Source organism: Microbacterium sp. Z11_20 (assembly GCF_057197605.1).
Map to the genome: position 1 here is coordinate 391494 of NZ_JBXVOQ010000002.1, position 19622 is coordinate 411115.

A 19622-nucleotide genomic window follows, 5' to 3' on the forward strand; every position below is an offset into this window, starting at 1 on the left:
GAACATGGCTACCAAGTCCAAGGCGTTCCGCGCCGCCGCCGAGAAGATCTCGGCTGACAAGTTCTACACTCCGACCGAGGCCGTCGCCCTCGCGAAGGAGACCGGTTCGAAGAAGTTCGACTCGACCGTCGAGGTCGCGCTCAAGCTCGCCGTCGACCCGCGCAAGGCCGATCAGATGGTCCGCGGCACCGTCATGCTCCCGCACGGCACGGGCAAGACCGCCCGCGTCATCGTGTTCGCGACCGGCCCCGCGGCCGAGGCCGCGATCGCCGCGGGCGCCGATGAGGTCGGCGGCGCCGAGCTCATCGAGCGCGTCGCCGGCGGCTGGACCGACTTCGACGCCGCCGTCTCCACGCCCGAGCTCATGGGCCAGGTCGGTCGCCTCGGTAAGGTGCTGGGCCCCCGCGGTCTCATGCCGAACCCGAAGACCGGAACGGTCACTCCGAACCCGGCGAAGGCCGTCGAGGAGATCAAGGGCGGAAAGATCGAGTTCCGCGTCGACAAGCACGCCAACGTGCACTTCGTCGTCGGCAAGGCCTCGTTCTCGGCCGACCAGCTCGACGAGAACCTGCAGACGGCGCTCGAGGAGATCGTCCGTCTGAAGCCGTCCAGCGCGAAGGGCCGCTACATCCAGAAGGGTTCGGTGTCGACGACATTCGGCCCCGGCATCCCGCTGGACGTCAACGTCATCGCCTGACGCTCCGACGCGCTCGTCACGAAGGGCTCCACCTCCGGGTGGGGCCCTTCGTCCGTCAGGGCGGGCCGTCGCCTGCAACGCGGCGTCACGATGGCATGAACCGGGTCCCAGCCGTGTTGTACTCGAGAATCCCGCGGGTCGCCGACCCGCACCGCCGTCACACGTCAGGAAACCCGCATGTCTCGTCGCCGTCCGACCGTCGCCGCCGCTCTGATCTTGTCCGCAGCGCTGGGCCTGGCCTCGTGCAGTGGCGGAGCCTCACCGGGTGCGACGCCCGCCGGTGACCAGTACGGTCTGGTCGACGCCGGCACGCTCACGGTCGCGACCGAGGGCACCTACCGTCCGTTCAGCTTCCATGACGCCTCTGGAGACCTGGTCGGATTCGACGTGGAGATCGCGGAGGCGGTCGCCGACAAGCTCGGCCTGGAGGTCCGCTTCCGCGAGACGCAGTGGGACGCGATCTTCGCCGGCCTCGACGCCGGCCGGTTCGACCTGATCGCGAACCAGGTGTCCATCAACGCGGAGCGCGAGGAGAAGTACCTCTTCAGCGAGCCCTACACGGTGTCTCCCGGAGTGATCGTCGTGCGGGCGGACGACGACTCCATCACGAGCTTCGACGACCTGGACGGGAAGACCACAGCCCAGTCGCTCACCAGCAACTGGTACGAGTTGGCCACCGACAGCGGCGCGACCGTGGAAGCCGTCGAGGGCTGGGCGCAGGCCGTTGCTCTGCTGCAGCAAGGGCGCGTGAACGCGACCGTCAACGACAACCTCACCTTCCTCGACTACGAGAAGAACGAAGGGCCGAGCGGGCTGAAGATCGCCGCCGAGACCGACGACCCCGCATACAACGCGCTGGCCTTCACCCAGGACAAGGACGCGCTCGTCGAGGAGGTCAACGCCGCCCTCGCCGAGTTGCGGGACGAGGGCGTGCTCGCGGAGATCAGCGAGAAGTACTTCGGCGCGGACGTCACAGAGTAACGTCTCTGCATCGCCTGCCCGAGCCTGAGCGGCGAGCGGATCCAGCTGCCCGGGAAGGACACCATGGATGAGACGTGGACGCTCATCGTCGACTCGTTCTGGCCGCTGCTGCTGGCGGGCCTCACCGGCACGATCCCGCTCGCCCTCGCCTCGTTCGCCCTCGGCCTGGTGCTCGCCCTGGGGGTGGCGCTCGTGCGGCTCTCCCCGAACCCGCTGCTGTCGGCCATCGCGCGCCTGTACATCTCGGTGATCCGTGGGACGCCGCTGCTCGTCCAGCTCTTCGTGATCTTCTACGGGCTGCCGTCGGTGGGCGTGGTGATCGATCCGTGGCCGGCGGCGATCATCGCGTTCTCCCTGAACGTCGGCGGGTACGCCGCCGAGGTCATCCGCGCGGCCATCCTCTCGGTGCCGAAGGGGCAGTGGGAGGCCGCGCACACCGTGGGGCTGTCACCGGGCAAGACCCTGACGCGCGTCGTGCTGCCTCAGGCGGCCCGCGTGTCGGTGCCGCCGCTGTCGAACACGTTCATCTCGCTCGTGAAGGACACGTCCCTCGCGTCGCTCATCCTCGTGACCGAGCTGTTCCGGCGGGCGGAGAACATCGCGGCCTTCACCTATGAGTTCATGGTCGTCTACCTCGAAGCCGCCGCCATCTACTGGCTGTTCTGCCTCGTGCTCTCCAGCGGTCAGAGCGGGATCGAGAGGAAGCTGGATCGCTATGTCGCCCACTGATGCTCCCGGTGGCGACCCGCTCGCCCCGGCGGCCGGACCCGTCGATCGGCCGCTCCTGCGCGTGAGCGGACTGACCAAGAGCTTCGGGCGGGATCTCGTGCTCGGCGGGGTCGACTTCGAGGTGCGTCGTGGTGAGGTCGTCGTCCTCATCGGCCCCAGCGGGTCGGGGAAGACGACAGTGCTGCGGTGCCTGAACGGCCTGGAGGTCGCCGACGCCGGCATCGTCGACTTCGACGGCGGCCCCGCCGTGGACTTCTCGCGCCGGGGGACGAAGGCGGATCGGCGGGCGCTGCGCGATCGGTCGGCGATGGTGTTCCAGCATCACAACCTGTTCCCCCACCGCACCGTGATCGAGAACGTCGTCGAGGGCCCGGTGCACGCTCACCGCACGGCCAGGGGCGAGGCCGTCGCCCAGGCGGAGGCGCTGCTGGATCGCGTCGGCCTGGGCGACAAGCGCGACGCCTATCCGTTCGAACTGTCGGGCGGGCAGCAGCAGCGGGTCGGCATCGTCCGGGCTCTCGCGCTGAAACCCGACCTTCTGCTCTTCGACGAGCCGACCAGCGCGCTCGATCCCGAACTCGTCGGGGAGGTGCTGCTCGTCCTCCGCGAACTGGCCGATGAAGGCTGGACGATGATGATCGTGACGCACGAGCTGGGTTTCGCCCGGCAGGTGGCCGATGAGGTGCTGTTCTTCGACCACGGCCTCATCGTCGAGCGGGGTACCCCCGCCCAGATCCTGACGCGACCGGCGCACGAGCGCACGCGCCGGTTCGTCGACCGGATCCTCCGCCCTCTCGACGGGGGGTGAGGGTCCTCGAGCGCGCTCCGGCCGGGGTTACTCGCTCGGGCGCACCTCGAACGAGGCGTCCGCCGAGGCCGGCACCTCGGATGCTTCCACAGCGCTGACCTCCGATCCCGGCGGGCCCTGCCGCATCCACCCGAGCAGGGTCTCCACGGCCTCGGACTCGCCTTGGATCTCGGCCTCGACGCTGCCGTCCCGGCGATTGCGCACCCAGCCCGTGACGCCGGACCTCCGCGCCTGAACGTGCGTGGAGTACCGGAATCCGACACCCTGCACTGTCCCGCGGACGATCACGTGAAGACGCTTCATCCTCCCATCGTCGCGCACGCGGGGAACCGCGTCAGTGCGGGAGCACGAGACTTATTGCGATCCCGATCATCACGACGGCGATGACGGCGTCCAGGATGCGCCACGCTTTCGGGGTGGCCAGCCACCGACCGAGGAACCGGGCGCCGAAGGCGAGCCCGAAGAACCACAGGATGCTCGCGGCCATCGCCCCCGCCGCGAACACCCACCGGTCATCGCCGTGCGTGCTCGCCACCGAGCCGAGGAGGAAGACGGTGTCGAGGTAGACGTGGGGGTTGAGCCACGTCAGCGCCAGGCAGGTCAAGACCACCGGAGCCAGGCGCACGCGCGTGCTCACGCCACGGGCATCCGGCGCCGCGGTCGCGGTCGTCGGCGGGCCCGCCTGGAGCGCCTGGCCGTTCGGTCGCAGTGCGCGGCGGGCGGCCAGCAGGCCGTAGCCGACGAGGAAGAGCGCGCCGGCCCACCGGATGACATCCACCAGCCACGGCACAGCCTCCAGCACGAGCCCGATGCCGGAGACGCCGAGCGCGATGAGAGCGGCATCCGACGCGGCGCAGATCATCGCCACCGCGACGACGTGCTCGCGGCGGACTCCCTGCCGCAGGACGAAGAGGTTCTGCGCGCCGATCGCGACGATGAGCGAGAGGCCGACGCCGAACCCGGCTGCCAGGGAGGTGATCACACCGCGACGCTACGGCGTCGACGGCAGCGAGTACAGTTCAGGATTCTTCATAACCTTTAGTATTACTTCATGTCCGTGCCTCTCGACCTCGCGCGAACCCTCGCGGTGATCCTCGACGAGGGAACCCTCGAGGCCGCGGCGCGGCGCCTGTCGCTCACACCGTCCGCCGTGAGTCAGCGGGTGCGGGCCTTGGAGGAGCGCCTCGGGCGGGTGGTTCTCGTCCGCACCAAACCCGTGCAGGCCACCGACGCGGGCCGCGCCATCGTGCGCCTGGCCCGTCAGCTCGACCTCCTCGAGCACGATGCGCTCGCCGACATCGGCGCCGACGGATCGGGAGCGGCCGTCGTACCGCTCGCCGTCAACGCCGACTCGCTCGCCACGTGGTTCCTCGCGCCGCTGGCACGTCTGACCGAGCGGCGGCAGGTCGTGTTCGAGCTGCACCGCGACGACCAGGACTTCACCGCCGGTCTCCTGGAATCGGGCACCGTCATGGGGGCGGTCACGTCACGGGAATCGCCCGTCGCCGGTTGTCGCGTGCGACCGCTCGGGATGCTGCGCTACGAGGCCCTCGCCGGCGCGGCGTTCGCCGCACGGTGGTTCCCCGACGGTGCCGACGCCGATGCGCTCGGAAGAGCGCCGGTCGTGGATTTCGACCGACGTGACGACCTGCAATCGCGCTGGCTCGCCGCGCGCGGCGTGACCGGCACCCCGCCGCGGCATCTGGTTCCCGCGTCGGCCGACTTCGCCACGGCCATCCGTCTCGGCCTCGGGTGGGGGCTCCTCCCGCGCTTGCAGTCGGCGGAGCATCTCGCCTCCGGCGCCCTCGTTCGGCTCGGCGGTCCGCCGGTGGACGTTCCGCTGTTCTGGCAGCAGTGGAATCTCACCTCGCCCCTGCTGGACGCCATCGCCGACGAACTCGTCGCCGAAGCGCGTCGGGTGCTCGCCCAGCCTCAGTCGTCGCTCACGCGGAGGACGAGCTTGCCGCGTGTGTGACCGCGTTCCAGCTCCACGTGTGCGGCGGCAGCGTCGTCGAGATCGAACACCTGGTCGACGTAGACCTGCACCGCTCCGGAGTCCAGCAGTCGCGAGATGGTGGCCAGCACCCCGCCGTCGGGGATGACCTTGTAGCTCGTCGCCCGCACCCCCGCCGCCGCTGCCGCCTCGGCGAAGTCCGGCCAGCCGCCGGTGGGCACCTCGATCAGGAGACCTCCGGGCCGCAGCACGCGGAGGGAACGCGTTCCGGTGTCGTCGTCGGCGTTGCCCACGAGGTCGATCACGACGTCCATGTCGCCCGCCATGTCTTCGAAGCGCTGCGTCGCGTGATCCAGCACGACGGCCGCTCCCAGATCGCGCAGCCAGTCGGCGTTGCGCGCGGAGCCGGTGGCGGTCACATGCGCACCGAAATACGCGGCGAACTGGATGGCGAAATGTCCGACGCCGCCGCTGCCGGCATGGATGAGGATGCGCTGTCCCTCGTGCGCCAGCGCGGTCTCCACGACAGCGCCCCACGCCGTCAGGGCCGCCAGCGGGACCCCCGCCGCCTCGACGTGGGAGAGGGAGGCGGGCTTGCGCGCGATCGACAGGGCGGACGCGACGACGTACTCGGCGTAGGTTCCCGACGCGCGGGGGAACGCCGCCATCCCGAACACCTCGGTGCCCGCGGGGAAGGGGTACGCCTCGAACGGCGCCTTCACCACCACGCCGCTGAAGTCGTACCCGAGCGTCGAGGGATACTGGGCGATCGCTGCCGAGACACCGGCGCCGTGGCGGGTCTTGGCATCGATGGGATTCACCCCGGCCGCGACCACCCGCACGAGCACCTCGCTGAGGACCGGCGTCGGAACATCCACCTCGCCGGTGTGCAGGCTCGCGTTCCCGCCACGATCGAACAGGGAAGCACGCATGCGCGCCGGCGGCGTGGGGGGAGGCGCCAGCACGGTGTCCGTCGGAGTGGACTCGGGGTGCAGCGGCCGAAATCTCATCCGTCGCTCCTTCCGTGCAGTCGGCGTCGGCAGCACTGGTGCTGGGGACGAGCCCAGTCAACCCGAGCAATGTCTCGCCGGTGTTACACGGGCGTCACTGTGCGGAGAAGCTCCGCGCCGCGGGAGGGGGCGGAGCTACCGTGTCAGGGCGACTCGCCGGGTGGCCGGCCGTTGGCCAGTGCCGACAGGAGGACGGCGGCGTGGCGGATGTCGTCGGTCGACCATCCGTCCAGCGCGGCGACCAGGCGGCCGCCGTGCGGGGCGCGGGCTGCCTCCAACCGCTCCGTGCCCAGGGGCGTGATCGCGATGAGACGCGAGCGCCGGTCGGTCGGGTCGGCGGTACGCGTGACGAGGCCGAGGGCCTCCAGCTCGGTGGCGCTGCGACTGGTCAGGCCCTTGTCGGCGCTCAATCGCTCCGCGAGCGCCGACAGGGTCACGGGGCCCACGCGCTGGACGGAGGAGAGCACCTTGAACGTTCCCGGCAGCATTCCCGGGCTGGCGGTCTCCGCGGCTTCCGAGAGGAGGCGGCGGAAGACGGTGACCAGTTCGGAGAAGGAGCCCTCCAGCGCGCGGATCGCCTCGGCGCGGTCATCGCCGTGGGCGAGCGCGGGGGAGTCGGATGCGGGGGAGTCGGGCACGGGGGAGTCGGGCACGGTCACGTCAGCCATCTTCGCCGATGTCCCGGCCGCGGCGCGCCGGCTGGCGAGGCGCTGCCGGCACGGACCCCGTGGCGGCCAGGGCAGCCATCCCCTCCGCGGCCGACACCGTCGCGAGATCGGCTTCGCTGGCGGCGATCCGCTCGGCGGTGGTCATCCGGGTGAGGGGGTGGTTCGGCAGGAAGACGATCGCCAGCAGGCTCAGCACGGCCACGGGGACGGCGATGAGGAACGCCTGGGCGATCGAGGCGGCGTAGACGTCTTCGACGATGACCCGGACGACCTCGGGCAACGCCGAGACCTGCGGGAGCGCGCCGGAGCGCAACTGCTCGGCGACGCCCGCGCCATCGGCCCCGAGGCCGGCGATGGCCGCCGCGATCTCCTCCTTGCGGCCCGCCAGGAGGGAGCTCACGGAGGCGGCGACCGTCGCGCCCATGACGGAGACGCCGACCGTGCCGCCGAGGCTGCGGAAGAACGCCACGCCCGAACTGGCCGTGCCGAGCACCGACGGCTCGGCGGTGTTCTGGACGATGAGCACGAGGTTTTGCATCGTCATGCCGACGCCGGCGCCGAGGAGGAACATGTAGATCCCGACGAGGACGAGCGACGTGTCGTAGTGGATCGTCGAGAGCAGGAACGAGCCGGCGATCAACAGCACCGCCCCGAGCACCACGTAGGCCTTCCACCTTCCGAACCGGGTGATCAGTGCGCCGACGACGACGGAGGCGATCAGGAGCCCGGCGATCATCGGGATGGTGAGCAGGCCCGCCTCGGTGGGCGAAGCGCCGCGGGCGAGCTGCATGTACTGGCTGAGGTACACCGACGTGCCGAACATGGCCAGGCCCGTGGCGATGGAGGCGATGACGGCGAGGGTGAACGTGGTGTTGCGGAAGAGGCTCAGGGGGATCAGCGGCTCGGAGACTTTCAGCTCCGTGACGATGAAGAGGATGGTGGCCAGGGCTGCCCCGCCGACCATGAGTGCGGTCTCGGTGCTGGCCCACTCATAATTCTGCCCGGCGTTGGTGATCCAGATGAGCAGCAGCGAGACCGCCGCGGCGAGGAAGACGATGCCGAGGTAGTCGATGCGGGCCTTCCGGGGCGGATGCTTCGGCAGGTGCAGAGTGCGCTGCTGGATGACGAGCGCGGCGACGGCGAAGGGGAGGGCGACGAAGAAGTTCCAGCGCCATCCGAACGCGTCGGTGATGAGGCCGCCCAGGAGCGGCCCGCCCACGGTGGCCACCGCCATGACAGCACCGAACAGTCCCATGTAACGGCCGCGCTCACGCGGGCTGATGATGTCGGCCATGATGACCTGGCTCAGGGCGGCGAGCCCGCCCGCGCCCAAGCCCTGGACCGCGCGGAAGGCGATGAGCGTCTCGGGGTTCTGCGAGAACCCGGCGGCGGCGGTGGCGAGCACGAAGATCACGATGGCGATCTGGATGAGCAGCTTGCGGTTGAACAGGTCGGCGAGCTTGCCCCAGATCGGCGTGGAGATGGCCGTCGTCAGGAGGGTGGCGGTGACCACCCACGTGTAGACGGCCTGGTCGCCGTCGAGGTCGTGCACGATGACCGGCAGGGAGGTCGAGACGACCGTGGACGCCAGCATCGATACGAACATTCCCAGCAGCAGCCCGAGGAGGGCGGGGAGGACGCGACGCGGGGAATCCGTCACGGGGGTGTCGAGAGCCATGCGGGCCTTTCGCCGAAGAGGGGGTCCGCGACGACGACGGCGCGATAGTTGACTTCTGTCAACGATACGCCTCTTGCTTGACTTATGTCAACGAACTACTCGGCCAGAGCGAGTGCCCGGAACGCCTCTCGGGGGCGGGATGCGGTGCTCTGTGGCGCCGCATCCGCGCGTGCCGTCGTGGTGCGCCGGTGCAATTCGTCGATGAGCGCGGTGGCGAGTCCCACGAGCTTCGCGATCTCGCGTTCGTCGCGGTCGATCCACTGGCAGCGCGGCTCGTCGTCGACGGGCACGAAAGCGTCGTGCACCTCCCAGGCGACCAGGGTGCGGTCGGCGCCGAGGACGTGCTGCTGCCACCACACCTGTCGCAGGTACGTGCGAGGAATGCTGCGCCAGGTCTTGTTGGTCGTCTTGATCTCCGCGAGCACGACGCGGCCGGCCGCATCCACGGTCACGCCGTCGGGTGTGGCGAGGTGCCGCTTCTCCACGACGGCGTGGAAGAGCGCCGAGGACGGCTGGATGCCGTGGGTCGCAGCCACCCATGCCGCGATCTCGGGCTCGCGCAGCCGGCCGTGCGCGGTGTAGGCGTTGCCGGAGAATCCCGAGCCCATCAGCTTCGCGTCGGCGGCGCGGGGGATGGAGCCCGGGCCGGTGAGGGCCGCGACATCCGTGGCCGTGATGCCCCGCGATCGCGCCCGGATCCACGCGACGCGGTCGCGCGAGTCCGCCACGATCCGCGCCGCCAGCTGTGGGCTGCGCGAGACGAGGTCGGGGGACATGTCTTCGACCCTAACCCCCGCACCCGAAGCCGCCCGCCCGACCCGCCGCCCCCCGGGGTCCCGCCCGCGCGGCCCCGCCCCCGCCCCCGCCCCCGCCCCGCCCCCGATCGCACGGCATCTCACCGAGCGCACGGCTTTCCCACGCTGCTACGTCGTGCGTTCGGTGCGAAGTGGTGCGCTCGGCGATGGGCGTGGCTCCTCCACAGGGGGGCGGGTGGCGGGGGGTTTGCACAGAGGGGAGGAAAGCGGGGCGCGAGGGGGCGCGGGGGGCTGGGGTGGGAGGATGCGCAAACTCGCTCAGGAGGAAGCCGGGGCCGCCCTGCGAAGCCGAGAGCACTATCGGCTCCTCGGCGTGGGCGAGCGTGAACTCGTCGCTCTCACCAGGGCCGGCGAACTGCGGAAGGTCAGGCGCGGGTGGTGGGTCGACAGCGTGCTATGGAATGAGCTGTGGCCCGAATCGCGCCATCTCCTGCATCTCACCGCCGTGGCTCGCGACGGTCGGAGCGCCGGAGCCGCAGCATCCCACCACTCGGCCGGAGTCCTGCACGACCTGCCGTTGTACCGCACGGCGCTCCCGCGGGTGCACCTCACGACGCCTCACGCGGGGCGCATCTCCAGCGGAGAAGACGTCATGCGGCATGTGCACGTGCTCGCGGATGACGACATGACGGTGGTGCACGGCATCCGGTGCACCACCCTGGCCAGGACGACGTTCGACCTCACGCGGGTCCTCTCACCAGAGGGGGCTCTCGCCGTGGCCGACGCCGCTCTTCGTCAGGTCGCCGTCCGCGGTCACCAGTACGACGAGGACCGCGCTGAACAGTGGCGTGAGGATCAATTCCGTCGGCTCCGCAACGCCGCGGGTGCACGGGGCGTGCGCCAGGCCCGCTGGATCACCGAGATCGCCGACGGGCGCGCGCAGCTGCCCGGGGAGAGCGTCAGCAGGCTCCAACTCCTGCGGCTCGGCTTTCGCGTGCTGCGTCTGCAGGTGCCCGTCCGCTCGCCGAACGGCGGCTGGTACTGGGTCGACATCGGGTTGGATGAGGCCGGCGCATGGGGCGAGTTCGACGGCGCGATGAAGTACCTCGATGAAGCGATGCGGTCGGGTCGCACGGTCGAGCAGGTCATGCTCGCGGAGAAGACCCGAGAGGACTGGATCCGCGGCACCACGCATCGGCGCTTCGCGAGGTGGGGCGACGCGCACATCGACACCCCGGCGTCGCTCGGCGCGCGACTCGCGGCCTTCGGGATCTACCCGCCCCGCTGAGTGCGAGCGTACGGCTCCCCACCGAATGCACGATGTTGCTGCGCGATCAGGCCGTGCGGTCGGTGAGAAGCCGTTCGCTCGGTGGGGGTGGAGCGGGATTTGGCGGGGGAGGGGAGGGCGCGTATGCTGGGAGGAAGCCAAAGACCGCCGGTCATCGGCGTGCGCGCCAGCGCATGACGATCGAAGCTCTGCGAAAGCAGGGGCCCGCGCAGGTGTACGAACGACTTCCCGGATCGGGAATCGAGCTCCGTGCGCTTGCGCCGGAGCTCTTCTGTTTTCCTGGGGTCGAGAACACCGGATGCTGCGGCCCGACGCCTCGCCATCGCGGAGCGTCTCGTACACACAAGGAGTGGCCATGGCGCAGAAGGATGCATCGGTCGCCGAGCTCACGAAGAACTTCGAGGACTCGACCGCCGTTCTGCTGACCGAGTACCGCGGTCTGACGGTTGCCCAGCTCAAGGAGCTGCGCAACAGCATTCGTCAGGACGCGGAATACGCCGTGGTGAAGAACACGCTGACCAGGATCGCCGCGAACAACGCGGGGGTCACCGGCCTGGACGACGAACTCAAGGGTCCGTCGGCCATCGCCTTCGTCCACGGTGACCCGGTCACCGTGGCCAAGAGTCTGCGCACCTTCGCCAGGGCTAACCCTCTTCTCGTGATCAAGGGCGGGTACTTCGACGGTGCCTCCCTGACCGCGGATGAGGTCAACAAGCTCGCCGATCTCGAAAGCCGTGAAGTCCTGCTGGCGAAGCTCGCCGGTGCGATGAAGGCCTCGATGACCAAGGCGGCATACGTCTTCAACGCGCTTCCGTCGAAGGCCGTTCGCACGGTCGACGCACTGCGCGAGAAGCAGGAGTCCGCGGCCTGACATCGGGCCCCGGCATAAGCGAAACCCCAATCAAGGAGAAACATCATGGCAAAGCTCAGCACTGAGGAGCTGCTCGACGCGTTCAAGGAGCTCACCCTCATTGAGCTCAGCGAGTTCGTGAAGGCCTTCGAGGAGACCTTCGACGTCACCGCAGCTGCCCCCGTCGCGGTCGCCGCGGCCGGCGCACCCGCCGGTGGCGCCCCCGCCGAGGAGGAAGAGGTCAAGGATTCCTTCGACGTCATCCTCGAGACGGTCGGCGACAAGAAGATCCAGGTCATCAAGGTCGTCCGCGAGCTCACCTCGCTCGGCCTGGGTGAGGCCAAGGCCGTCGTCGACGGTGCTCCCAAGGCCGTCCTCGAGGGCGCCAACAAGGAGACCGCCGACAAGGCGAAGGCTGCTCTTGAAGAGGCCGGCGCTTCGGTCACCCTCAAGTAACACCTGTTCTGCGAGAAGCCCCGGATGCTGCGGCGTCCGGGGCTTCTCCGCGTTCGCGGGAGCGTCAGCTGCGACCGAGTCCGGTGTCGGAGACCACCACCGCGAGTGCGGGGTCGGCCGGAGCCGTGGAGCTGCGCACGACGAGGCGGGCTTGCAGCCGGACTTCCGCATGCCCGGCGCTCGGATCCTCCATGGCGCGCAGCAGCAGATCCACGGCCGCGCGGCCCTGCTCCCTCGGCACCTGCTGCAGGGTCGTCAGGGAGAACATCTCGGCGTACTCGTGGTCGTCGATTCCGACGACGCTGAGTTCACCCGGGACCGGGATGGCCAGGCGCCGCGCGGCGATGATGGCGCCGATCGCGACCTCGTCGCAGGCCGCGACCAGGGCCGTCGGGCGCGATCGCGTCTCTCCCAGCAGATCGACCGCTGCGGCATAGCCCCCGGGCATCGATGGACCGGAGCGCACGTGCCTCGCCAGTTCGCCGAGCCCGGCGTCGTTCATCGCTTCCTCGTACCCCCGTAGACGCAGGCGGTCGACGTGCGCGAAATGCTCGTCGGAGCCTCCGCCGAGGAACACGATCGCCCTGTGGCCGAGCGCGATCAGGTGGTCGGTCGCCCGGCGCGCGGCATGGAGGTCGTCGATGGTGACGAGGCTCGTCCCTCCTGCCGCGCCGACCACGCTCACCACCGGCCGGCCCAGGCGATGGAGCTGTTCCCACTCGCCCTCGGCCGGTTCGATCCCCACGGCGATGAGGCCGTCGAAGCGGCGGCGGGGGAGGAAGTCCTGGAAGATGCGCCGCCGATCCTCGGTGCCCGGGGGCGCCTCATACAGCGTCAGATCGAGGTCGTGCTCCAGCAGAGCGGACTGGACGCCCTCGATCACCTCGGCGAAGAACCACCGGGCGACTGTCGGGACGAGCACGCCGATCGTCTGCAACCGGCCCGTCGCCAGGCTCACCGCGCTGGTGGAAGGGACGTACCCGAGGGAGGCCGCCACCTCGGCGACGCGGCGTCGCGTCTGGTCGGAGACGTACCCGCTGCCGGTGAGCGCGCGGCTGGCCGTCGACTTGGAGACACCCGCGACCCGCGCGACCTCGGAGATACCGTTCATTCGTCTCCTCATCCGCATTGCCGCACTGCCCTGCGCGAGAAAGGCTACCGCCGATCTGTCGAAATGGAACCGGTTGCGATGGCGGCTCTGGACAAGGGACCGTTCCCACACGTCATGAGAGCGCTCCCAGCGGGGGTTACGCAGTCGTGATCAATCATTCTTGTGCCCTGCACGGAAGTCGCATACCGTGGCCTGGAATCGGTTCCTCACGGGGCCGCACCAGAGTCTCAAGGAGGAGGAACCACATGGGCATGTCACAGCACCGTCGCCTTTGGGCGCCGCTCGCACTCGTCGGCGTCGCCGGCCTGGCGCTTGCCGGCTGCACGGGTGACATCGAAGCCGGGGGCGACGACGTCGACTGCTCGGACTACGAGGAGTACGGCACGTTCGAGGACGCCACCGTCACCATCAGCGGAACGATCCTCGACCTGGAGGCCGACCGTCTCGTGGAGTCGTGGAGCGACTTCGCCTCGTGCACCGGCATCGAGATCGACTATCAGGGCTCCGGCGAGTTCGAGGCGCAGATCGCGGTGCTCGCCGAGGGCGGGAACGCCTCCGACATCGCCATCGTGCCGCAGCCGGGCCTGCTGGCCCGCCTCGCCGCCGGCGGCTGGCTCATTCCGGCATCCCAGCCGGTGATTGACAACATCGACGAGGGCTGGGACCCGATCTGGAAGGAATACGCCACGATCGACGGCACGACGTACGCCGCCCCGCTGATGGCGAGCATCAAGGGCTACGTCTGGTATTCGCCGACCCAGTTCGAGGACAACGGCTGGGAGGTCCCCACGACCCTCGACGAGATGATGGAGCTGTCCGAGACGATCGCCGCCGACTCCGGCCACCAGCCGTGGTGCGCGGGCCTGGAATCCGCTGAGGCGACCGGATGGCCGGGCACCGACTGGATCGAGGACTTCGTGATCCGCGAGGCGGGCGCGGACTTCTACGACCAGTGGGTGACCCACGAGGTTCCCTTCAACGCGCCCGAGGTGGTCACGGCGTTCGACTCGGTCGGGGAGTACCTCAAGAGCGACGAGATGGTCAACGGCGGGTTCGGCGACGTCTCCACCCTGATCAGCACGCCGTTCCAGGAGGCGGGGCTGCCCATCCTCGACGACGAGTGCTCGCTGCACCACCAGGCCTCGTTCTACGAGACGTTCTGGAACTCGGACGGCGGGGAAGAGGTCACCGTCGCACCCGACGGCGACGTCTTCGCGTTCCTGATGCCTCCCGCCAGCGCCGACGACCCGCAGGCGGTCACCGGTGGCGGCGAGTTCCCGGTGGCGTTCCGTGACGCCGAGGAGGTCGAGGCTGTGCGCACCTACCTCTCCAGCGCCCTGTGGGCCAACAACCGCGTGAGCCTGGGCGGCGTCATCAGCGCCAACAAGGGCCTCGACCCGGCCAACGCCTCGAGCCCGCTGCTGGAGCAGTCCATCGAGATCCTGCAGGACCCCGACACCGAGTTCCGCTTCGACGGTTCCGACCTGATGCCCGGCGCCGTCGGCGCGGCGTCCTTCTGGCGGGGCATCGTCGAATGGGTCGGCGGACAGAGCACGCAGACGGTGGTCGATGAGATCGAGGCCAGCTGGCCCGCCAGCTGACCGTGAGCGGGCCGAGGCGGATGCTCCGTCCCGGCCCGCTCACTCATCCCGTCCGTATGCGCGGCGGGACCGGAGTGACGTTCTCCTCGGCAGGCGAGGCGAGAAAGGGCAACGATGACAACCGCTGATCTCCTCGGGAAGATCCTTCAGGTGGTGCTCGGCCTCGTGGTCTTCGCCGCCATCGTGGGGATCATCGTCCTCCTCATGGGCCGCGCCCCGCGGCGGGGACGCAACGCGTGGCAGCTGCTGTGGTTCCTCCTGCCGGCGCTCCTCCTGCTGGCGGTGGGACTCGTATGGCCCGCGATCCGGACCACCCTCCTGGCGTTCCAGGACAACAGCGGCAACTTCAGCTGGAACAACTTCGCGTGGATGTTCACGCAGCCCGCGGCCATCCGCACGCTCATCAACACCGTCATCTGGGTGGTCCTGGTGCCCACCTTCGCCACGGCTCTGGGACTCGCGTACGCGGTCTTCATCGACAAGTCGCGTGGCGAGAAGATCTACAAGGCCCTGGTGTTCATGCCGATGGCGATCTCGTTCGTCGGAGCCGGCATCATCTGGCGCTTCGTCTACGAATACCGCTCGGCGGGCAGGGAGCAGATCGGGCTGCTCAACGCCTTCGCCGTGGCCTTCGGCGGGGAGCCGGTGCAGTGGCTGCAGACCGATCCCATCAACACCGTCCTGCTCATCGTCGTGATGATCTGGATCCAGACCGGGTTCGCGATGGTCGTGCTCAGCGCCGCGATCAAGGGCATCCCGACCGAGCAGATCGAGGCCGCGCAGCTGGACGGCACCAACGCGTGGCAGCGGTTCTTGAACGTCACCGTCCCGGGAATCCGGGGATCGCTCGTGGTGGTGCTCACGACGATCTCCATCGCGACCCTGAAGGTCTTCGACATCGTCCGCACGATGACCGGCGGCAACTTCAACACCAGCGTCGTGGCGAACGAGATGTACGTACAGGCGTTCCGCGCGAGCGAAGTGGGCCGCGGCTCGGCACTGGCCGTCATCCTCTTCGTGCTCGTCCTTCCCATCGTCATCTACAACGTGAACGTGCTTCGCAAGCAGAGGGAGATCCGATGAGCAGTAGTGTCGCCCCCGTCGACCTCCCCATCCCCGACGGCGGGAAGGATGAGTACCGGATCGCCATCGCCGGCACGGCGACGTCGCGGACCAAGCGGCGACTGACCTCCCGCGGCGCCACGGTGGCCGCGCTCATCATCGCGATCCTGTGGACGATCCCCACGTTCGGGCTGTTCGTCTCGTCCTTCCGCCCGGCCGAGCTCATCCAGGAGACCGGCTGGTGGACGATCTTCCAGAACCCCGGTTTCACGCTCGACAACTACCGCGACGTCCTGCTGTCGCCGTCGCAGTCCTCGCCCCAGCTGGGCGCGTACTTCGTGAACTCCCTCGCGATCGCCATTCCGGCGACCATCTTCCCGCTCGTGTTCGCGTCGATGGCCGCCTACGCCTTCGCGTGGATGAGGTTCCGCTTCTCCAACGGGCTGTTCATCTTCATCTTCGCGCTGCAGATCGTTCCCATCCAGATGGCGCTGGTCCCGCTCCTGCAGACGTTCTCGGTATGGCTGCGGCCGGGACAGCAGTGGCTGCACGACGTCATCCCGTTCATCCCGGAGCAGAACTATCTGCCGCTGTGGATCGCCCACACGATCTTCGCCCTGCCTCTGACGATCTTCCTGCTGCACAACTTCATCTCCGAGATCCCCGGGGACGTCATCGAGGCCGCGCGGGTGGACGGCGCGAGCCACACCCAGATCTTCTTCCGCGTCGTGATCCCGCTGGCAACGCCCGCGATCGCATCGGTGGCTATCTTCCAGTTCCTCTGGGTGTGGAACGACCTCCTGGTCGCCCTCATCTTCTCGGGCGGAACGCAGGACGTCGCCCCGCTCACCCAGCGGCTGGCCGAGATGGTGGGCTCCCGCGGGCAGGACTGGCAGCGGCTGACCGCCGGCGCGTTCGTCTCGCTCATCGTGCCGCTGATCGTGTTCTTCTCCCTCCAGCGCTACTTCGTGCGCGGCCTGCTGGCCGGCAGCACCAAGGGGTGACCGCGGGGCGAAGCGGTCCCGGAGCCGCCGTACCGGTGGCTCCGGCAGCGGCGTAGCCTGAGCCCATGGATGCCGCCCCCGCTCCTGGCGTCGCGGCGGAGCAGTCGGGGCAGGCGGAGCCGGCGGAGCCGGGGCTCGATGCCGCCGCCGTGGCCGAACGCACAGCGGCCGGCAAGACGAACGCGTTCATCCCCGACACCAGTCGCAGCGTCTGGAACATCGTCCGGGCCAACGTGTTCACGCTGTTCAACGGCATCATCTTCGGATGCTTCTTCGTCCTGCTCCTGGTGGGGCGGTGGCAGGACGCGCTGTTCGGGGCCATCGCCCTGTCCAACTCGGTCATCGGCTGCGTGCAGGAGTTCCGCGCGAAGGCGGCGCTGGACCGCCTGGCCCTCCTCAACGCCCCCCGCGCGCGCATCCGCCGGGACGGCGCGGAGGGAGAGATCTCGCCCGCCGCGGTCGTCCTCGACGACCTCCTCGTGCTGCGCCCCGGCGACCAGGTGCCCGCCGACGCCGTCGTGACGGTCACCCGCTCCCTGCAGATCGACGAGTCCCTGCTCACCGGGGAGTCCGATCCCGTCGACAAGCGCACCGGCGATCAGGCGCTGTCGGGTTCGGTGGTGGTCGCCGGTGACGGCCTGGCCCGCGTCACACGCGTGGGCGCCGACTCGTACGCCAACCGGTTCGCCGGAGAGGCCAAGCGGTTCTCGCTCGTCAGATCAGAAGTGCGCACGTCGGTGAACCGGGTGCTCATGTGGATGGGATGGATCATCGGGCCCGTCGGGCTGCTCGTGCTCAATGCGCAGATGGTGGTCGCCGGCGGGTGGGGCGCGGCGTGGCGGAGCGGGAGGTGGGTGGACGCCGTGGTGAGCACGGTCGCAGCCGTCACCGCGATGATCCCGCTGGGGCTGGTCCTGATGACCTCGATCGCCTTCGCCGTCGGCGCGGCCCGGCTCGCCCGGCAGCAGGTGCTCGTGAACGAACTGCCCGCCGTGGAAGGGCTCGCCCGCGTGGATGTGGTGTGCCTGGACAAGACCGGAACCCTGACCGCGGGCGACATCGCCTTCGACGCGCTCCACGCGCTGGCCGACGCTCCGGCCGGGGTCGAGGACACCCTCGCGTGGTACGGCGCCGCCCCGGATGCCAACGCGACCGCGCGGGGCCTGCGCGAGCCGTTCCCGGTCACCCGGCCGAGTCATCCGGTCGGCGAGATCCCCTTCTCCTCGGCCCGGAAGTGGAGTGCGGTGTCATTCCGCGGCGAGGCGGAGGGGACCTGGGTGCTCGGGGCACCGGAGATCGTCCTCGGGGCCGCGGCCGGTGAGGGCGGCACGGAGACCGGACGCGTGGTCACGGAGACCCGACGCGTGGTCGCGAGGCTCGCCGACAGCGGCCTGCGCACCGTGGCGCTGGCCCATTCCACCCACGCGCTCACCGCGGCCGACGTCGCCGCCCAGCGGCTGCCGACCGGTCTCCGCCCGGCGGCGGTGGTCACCTTCCGCGAGCGGATCCGGCCGGATGCTGCTCGTACTGTGGCCTATTTCGGCGTGCAGGGCGTCGGGATCCGCGTGATCTCCGGTGACAATCCCCGCACCGTGGCCGCCGTCGCCCGCGAGGTGGGGATGGATGTCGGCGAGGGGTACGACGCCCGGCTGCTCCCCGACGCCGACAGCGAGCTCGCCGACGTCCTGGAGCGCACCACCGTCTTCGGGCGGGTCACCCCCGAGCAGAAGAAGCGGATGGTGCTCGCGCTGCAGTCGCGCGGTCACACGGTCGCGATGACGGGGGACGGCGTGAACGACGCCCTCGCGATCAAGGCTGCGGATCTCGGCATCGCGATGAGTTCGGGCGCCGCCGCGACCAAGGCCGTCGCCCGCATCGTGCTGCTGGACGGCCGCTTCTCCCACCTGCCCGATGTCGTGGCCGAAGGCCGCCGGGTGATCGCCAACATCGAACGCGTGTCGATGCTGTTCTTCACCAAGACGGCGTATGCGACCGCCCTGGCGGTGCTGTTCGGCGTGCTGGTGCTCCCCTTCCCGTTCCTGCCGCGCCAGCTGGCGATCACGGACGGCCTCACCATCGGCATCCCGGCGTTCTTCCTCGCGCTGCTGCCCAACGCGCGCCGATACGTGCCCGGACTGCTCAGGCGCTCGCTGTCGTTCGCCGTGCCCGCGGGTCTGGCCATCGCGATCGGGCTCCTGGTGTACGCCCTGCGCGCCGAGGAGCTCGGGCTGGGCGACGCACAGGTGCGCACCGGGGCGACGATCATCCTCGCCGTCGTGGGGATCTGGGTGCTCGCGGTGCTCTCGCGTCCGATCACGCCGGTCACCGCCGCCGTGGTCGGGGCCATGTTCCTGGCTCTCCTGAGCCTATTCACCGTCCCGCAATCGACGGAGTTCTTCCAGTTGGTCGACACGGGGGAGTCCGGCGCGTGGCTGGTCACGGTCACGACGGTGGCAACCGTGCTCGCGATCGAGGTCGTGCGGTTCTTCCACCGCCGCTTCCTCGCGCGGACGCTGCCCGCCGCCGCGTGATCAGGGAGCCGGGCGCCCGAAGGCGCGCGAGCCGGGCGGCACCCACACGGCGATCGCCACGAGGACCTGCACGATCCCCTGCGCGATGATCGCCGTGTCCCACGGGTCGGTGGCGATCCAGGCCATCGCGTTCAGCACCCCGAGCACCCCCAGATATGCCGTGCTGAGGACGCGCGAGAGCCGGCTGCCGCGGGCGAGACCGGATGCGACGGCGAGGAGGAGCAGCCCGGTCAGGATGATGCCGGAGCCGAGGAGGGAGACCGGCAGGACGTCCTCGGCGGCGACGCGATAGCGGCTGAGGAGCACGAGGATGCCGACGACGACGTTCCCGACGGCGCTCGCGTAGACCAGCACCACCGCGACCCACAGGACGACGGGGCGACGACGCGGACTCGGGGCTGCCGTCACGCGACCACTGTAACCGGCGGAGACGCGGCGC

The 19622-nt window shown here is 69.7% G+C and carries 20 protein-coding genes; 12 read left to right on the top strand and 8 right to left on the bottom strand.

The annotated features are described in order from the left end of the window. Positions 1–4: 4 nt before the first annotated feature. The 4 genes from rplA (at position 5) to AC2DFQ_RS06885 (ending at position 3215) form a co-directional block, all read left to right on the top strand. Complete coding sequence (gene rplA, locus AC2DFQ_RS06870; RefSeq protein WP_484508443.1) at positions 5–697, top strand: 50S ribosomal protein L1; 693 nt, start codon at positions 5–7, stop codon at positions 695–697. 177 nt (positions 698–874) lie between these two features. Then, positions 875–1678: an amino acid ABC transporter substrate-binding protein gene (locus tag AC2DFQ_RS06875; RefSeq protein WP_484533379.1), complete on the top strand. Its 804-nt coding sequence runs from the start codon at positions 875–877 to the stop codon at positions 1676–1678. Positions 1679–1741: 63 nt separating this feature from the next. Beyond that, positions 1742–2407, top strand: a complete 666-nt coding sequence (locus AC2DFQ_RS06880) for an amino acid ABC transporter permease (protein ID WP_484508445.1) — start codon at positions 1742–1744, stop codon at positions 2405–2407. Continuing rightward, a complete protein-coding gene (locus AC2DFQ_RS06885) occupies positions 2394–3215 on the top strand; it encodes an amino acid ABC transporter ATP-binding protein (protein ID WP_484508446.1) in 822 nt (273 codons plus the stop codon). The genes AC2DFQ_RS06880 and AC2DFQ_RS06885 overlap by 14 nt, the downstream gene beginning before the upstream one ends. 27 nt (positions 3216–3242) lie before the next feature. Here the strand turns inward: AC2DFQ_RS06885 and AC2DFQ_RS06890 are convergent, their stop codons facing one another. Together AC2DFQ_RS06890 and AC2DFQ_RS06895 are read right to left on the bottom strand one after the other, a co-directional pair. Then, a complete protein-coding gene (locus AC2DFQ_RS06890; RefSeq protein ID WP_484533380.1) occupies positions 3243–3518 on the bottom strand; it encodes an acylphosphatase in 276 nt (91 codons plus the stop codon). 31 nt (positions 3519–3549) lie between these two features. Further along, positions 3550–4197 (bottom strand): LysE/ArgO family amino acid transporter, encoded by a 648-nt coding sequence (locus tag AC2DFQ_RS06895; RefSeq protein ID WP_484533381.1) that lies wholly within the window; start codon positions 4195–4197, stop codon positions 3550–3552. A gap of 69 nt (positions 4198–4266) precedes the next feature. Here AC2DFQ_RS06895 and AC2DFQ_RS06900 point away from each other — a divergent pair, with 69 nt between their 5' ends. Continuing rightward, positions 4267–5190, top strand: a complete 924-nt coding sequence (locus AC2DFQ_RS06900; RefSeq protein WP_484533382.1) for a LysR family transcriptional regulator ArgP — start codon at positions 4267–4269, stop codon at positions 5188–5190. Here the strand turns inward: AC2DFQ_RS06900 and AC2DFQ_RS06905 are convergent. The 4 genes from AC2DFQ_RS06905 to AC2DFQ_RS06920 all read right to left on the bottom strand — a co-directional run bounded on the left by AC2DFQ_RS06905 (position 5148) and on the right by AC2DFQ_RS06920 (position 9301). Further along, positions 5148–6179: an NADP-dependent oxidoreductase gene (locus AC2DFQ_RS06905; protein WP_484533383.1), complete on the bottom strand. Its 1032-nt coding sequence runs from the start codon at positions 6177–6179 to the stop codon at positions 5148–5150. The two genes, AC2DFQ_RS06900 and AC2DFQ_RS06905, sit on opposite strands and share 43 nt — an antisense overlap. 143 nt (positions 6180–6322) lie before the next feature. Further along, the gene (locus AC2DFQ_RS06910; RefSeq protein WP_484508451.1) at positions 6323–6838 is read right to left on the bottom strand and encodes a MarR family winged helix-turn-helix transcriptional regulator; all 516 of its coding nucleotides are present in this window, start codon (positions 6836–6838) and stop codon (positions 6323–6325) included. Position 6839: 1 nt separating this feature from the next. Then, on the bottom strand, positions 6840–8525 hold the full coding sequence (locus AC2DFQ_RS06915; RefSeq protein WP_484508452.1) for an MDR family MFS transporter: 1686 nt from the start codon (positions 8523–8525) through the stop codon (positions 6840–6842). Between the two features lie 95 nt (positions 8526–8620). After that, positions 8621–9301, bottom strand: a complete 681-nt coding sequence (locus tag AC2DFQ_RS06920; protein WP_484508453.1) for a YqaJ viral recombinase family protein — start codon at positions 9299–9301, stop codon at positions 8621–8623. Between the two features lie 283 nt (positions 9302–9584). Here AC2DFQ_RS06920 and AC2DFQ_RS06925 point away from each other — a divergent pair, with 283 nt between their 5' ends. The 3 genes from AC2DFQ_RS06925 to rplL all read left to right on the top strand — a co-directional run bounded on the left by AC2DFQ_RS06925 (position 9585) and on the right by rplL (position 11874). Next, positions 9585–10568 (top strand): hypothetical protein, encoded by a 984-nt coding sequence (locus AC2DFQ_RS06925; RefSeq protein ID WP_484533384.1) that lies wholly within the window; start codon positions 9585–9587, stop codon positions 10566–10568. Positions 10569–10923: 355 nt separating this feature from the next. Further along, complete coding sequence (gene rplJ / locus AC2DFQ_RS06930; RefSeq protein WP_484508455.1) at positions 10924–11439, top strand: 50S ribosomal protein L10; 516 nt, start codon at positions 10924–10926, stop codon at positions 11437–11439. A gap of 45 nt (positions 11440–11484) precedes the next feature. Beyond that, entirely contained in the window at positions 11485–11874 is a 390-nt protein-coding gene (gene rplL / locus AC2DFQ_RS06935) for a 50S ribosomal protein L7/L12 (protein ID WP_484508456.1), read from the top strand. Between the two features lie 64 nt (positions 11875–11938). Here the strand turns inward: rplL and AC2DFQ_RS06940 are convergent, their stop codons facing one another. After that, positions 11939–12985, bottom strand: a complete 1047-nt coding sequence (locus AC2DFQ_RS06940) for a LacI family DNA-binding transcriptional regulator (RefSeq protein ID WP_484508457.1) — start codon at positions 12983–12985, stop codon at positions 11939–11941. Positions 12986–13230: 245 nt separating this feature from the next. Here AC2DFQ_RS06940 and AC2DFQ_RS06945 point away from each other — a divergent pair, with 245 nt between their 5' ends. From AC2DFQ_RS06945 to AC2DFQ_RS06960, 4 genes are all read left to right on the top strand, one after another. Further along, complete coding sequence (locus tag AC2DFQ_RS06945) at positions 13231–14586, top strand: ABC transporter substrate-binding protein (protein WP_484533385.1); 1356 nt, start codon at positions 13231–13233, stop codon at positions 14584–14586. A gap of 114 nt (positions 14587–14700) precedes the next feature. After that, positions 14701–15669 carry a carbohydrate ABC transporter permease gene (locus AC2DFQ_RS06950; protein WP_484508459.1) on the top strand — a complete coding sequence of 323 codons (969 nt, stop codon included), beginning with the start codon at positions 14701–14703 and terminating at the stop codon, positions 15667–15669. Then, positions 15666–16652: a carbohydrate ABC transporter permease gene (locus tag AC2DFQ_RS06955; protein WP_484508460.1), complete on the top strand. Its 987-nt coding sequence runs from the start codon at positions 15666–15668 to the stop codon at positions 16650–16652. Before AC2DFQ_RS06950 ends, AC2DFQ_RS06955 begins: the two co-directional genes overlap by 4 nt. A 65-nt stretch (positions 16653–16717) precedes the next feature. Continuing rightward, the gene (locus tag AC2DFQ_RS06960; protein WP_484533386.1) at positions 16718–19183 is read left to right on the top strand and encodes an HAD-IC family P-type ATPase; all 2466 of its coding nucleotides are present in this window, start codon (positions 16718–16720) and stop codon (positions 19181–19183) included. On the opposite strand, the gene AC2DFQ_RS06965 is transcribed toward AC2DFQ_RS06960, so the two are convergent. Continuing rightward, entirely contained in the window at positions 19184–19591 is a 408-nt protein-coding gene (locus AC2DFQ_RS06965; RefSeq protein ID WP_484508462.1) for a hypothetical protein, read from the bottom strand. It lies immediately after the preceding gene. Positions 19592–19622: the final 31 nt, after the last annotated feature.

Excerpts from the sequence above, each read along its gene's own strand:
- rplA (WP_484508443.1), top strand. The coding sequence starts at position 5 with ATGGCTACCAAGTCCAAGGCGTTCCGCGCCGCCGCCGAGAAGATCTCG.
- AC2DFQ_RS06875 (WP_484533379.1), top strand. The coding sequence starts at position 875 with ATGTCTCGTCGCCGTCCGACCGTCGCCGCCGCTCTGATCTTGTCCGCA.
- AC2DFQ_RS06880 (WP_484508445.1), top strand. The coding sequence starts at position 1,742 with ATGGATGAGACGTGGACGCTCATCGTCGACTCGTTCTGGCCGCTGCTG.
- AC2DFQ_RS06885 (WP_484508446.1), top strand. The coding sequence starts at position 2,394 with ATGTCGCCCACTGATGCTCCCGGTGGCGACCCGCTCGCCCCGGCGGCC.
- AC2DFQ_RS06890 (WP_484533380.1), bottom strand. The coding sequence starts at position 3,518 with ATGAAGCGTCTTCACGTGATCGTCCGCGGGACAGTGCAGGGTGTCGGA.
- AC2DFQ_RS06900 (WP_484533382.1), top strand. The coding sequence starts at position 4,267 with ATGTCCGTGCCTCTCGACCTCGCGCGAACCCTCGCGGTGATCCTCGAC.
- AC2DFQ_RS06905 (WP_484533383.1), bottom strand. The coding sequence starts at position 6,179 with ATGAGATTTCGGCCGCTGCACCCCGAGTCCACTCCGACGGACACCGTG.
- AC2DFQ_RS06915 (WP_484508452.1), bottom strand. The coding sequence starts at position 8,525 with ATGGCTCTCGACACCCCCGTGACGGATTCCCCGCGTCGCGTCCTCCCC.
- AC2DFQ_RS06920 (WP_484508453.1), bottom strand. The coding sequence starts at position 9,301 with ATGTCCCCCGACCTCGTCTCGCGCAGCCCACAGCTGGCGGCGCGGATC.
- AC2DFQ_RS06925 (WP_484533384.1), top strand. The coding sequence starts at position 9,585 with ATGCGCAAACTCGCTCAGGAGGAAGCCGGGGCCGCCCTGCGAAGCCGA.
- rplJ (WP_484508455.1), top strand. The coding sequence starts at position 10,924 with ATGGCGCAGAAGGATGCATCGGTCGCCGAGCTCACGAAGAACTTCGAG.
- rplL (WP_484508456.1), top strand. The coding sequence starts at position 11,485 with ATGGCAAAGCTCAGCACTGAGGAGCTGCTCGACGCGTTCAAGGAGCTC.
- AC2DFQ_RS06940 (WP_484508457.1), bottom strand. The coding sequence starts at position 12,985 with ATGAACGGTATCTCCGAGGTCGCGCGGGTCGCGGGTGTCTCCAAGTCG.
- AC2DFQ_RS06945 (WP_484533385.1), top strand. The coding sequence starts at position 13,231 with ATGGGCATGTCACAGCACCGTCGCCTTTGGGCGCCGCTCGCACTCGTC.
- AC2DFQ_RS06950 (WP_484508459.1), top strand. The coding sequence starts at position 14,701 with ATGACAACCGCTGATCTCCTCGGGAAGATCCTTCAGGTGGTGCTCGGC.
- AC2DFQ_RS06955 (WP_484508460.1), top strand. The coding sequence starts at position 15,666 with ATGAGCAGTAGTGTCGCCCCCGTCGACCTCCCCATCCCCGACGGCGGG.
- AC2DFQ_RS06960 (WP_484533386.1), top strand. The coding sequence starts at position 16,718 with ATGGATGCCGCCCCCGCTCCTGGCGTCGCGGCGGAGCAGTCGGGGCAG.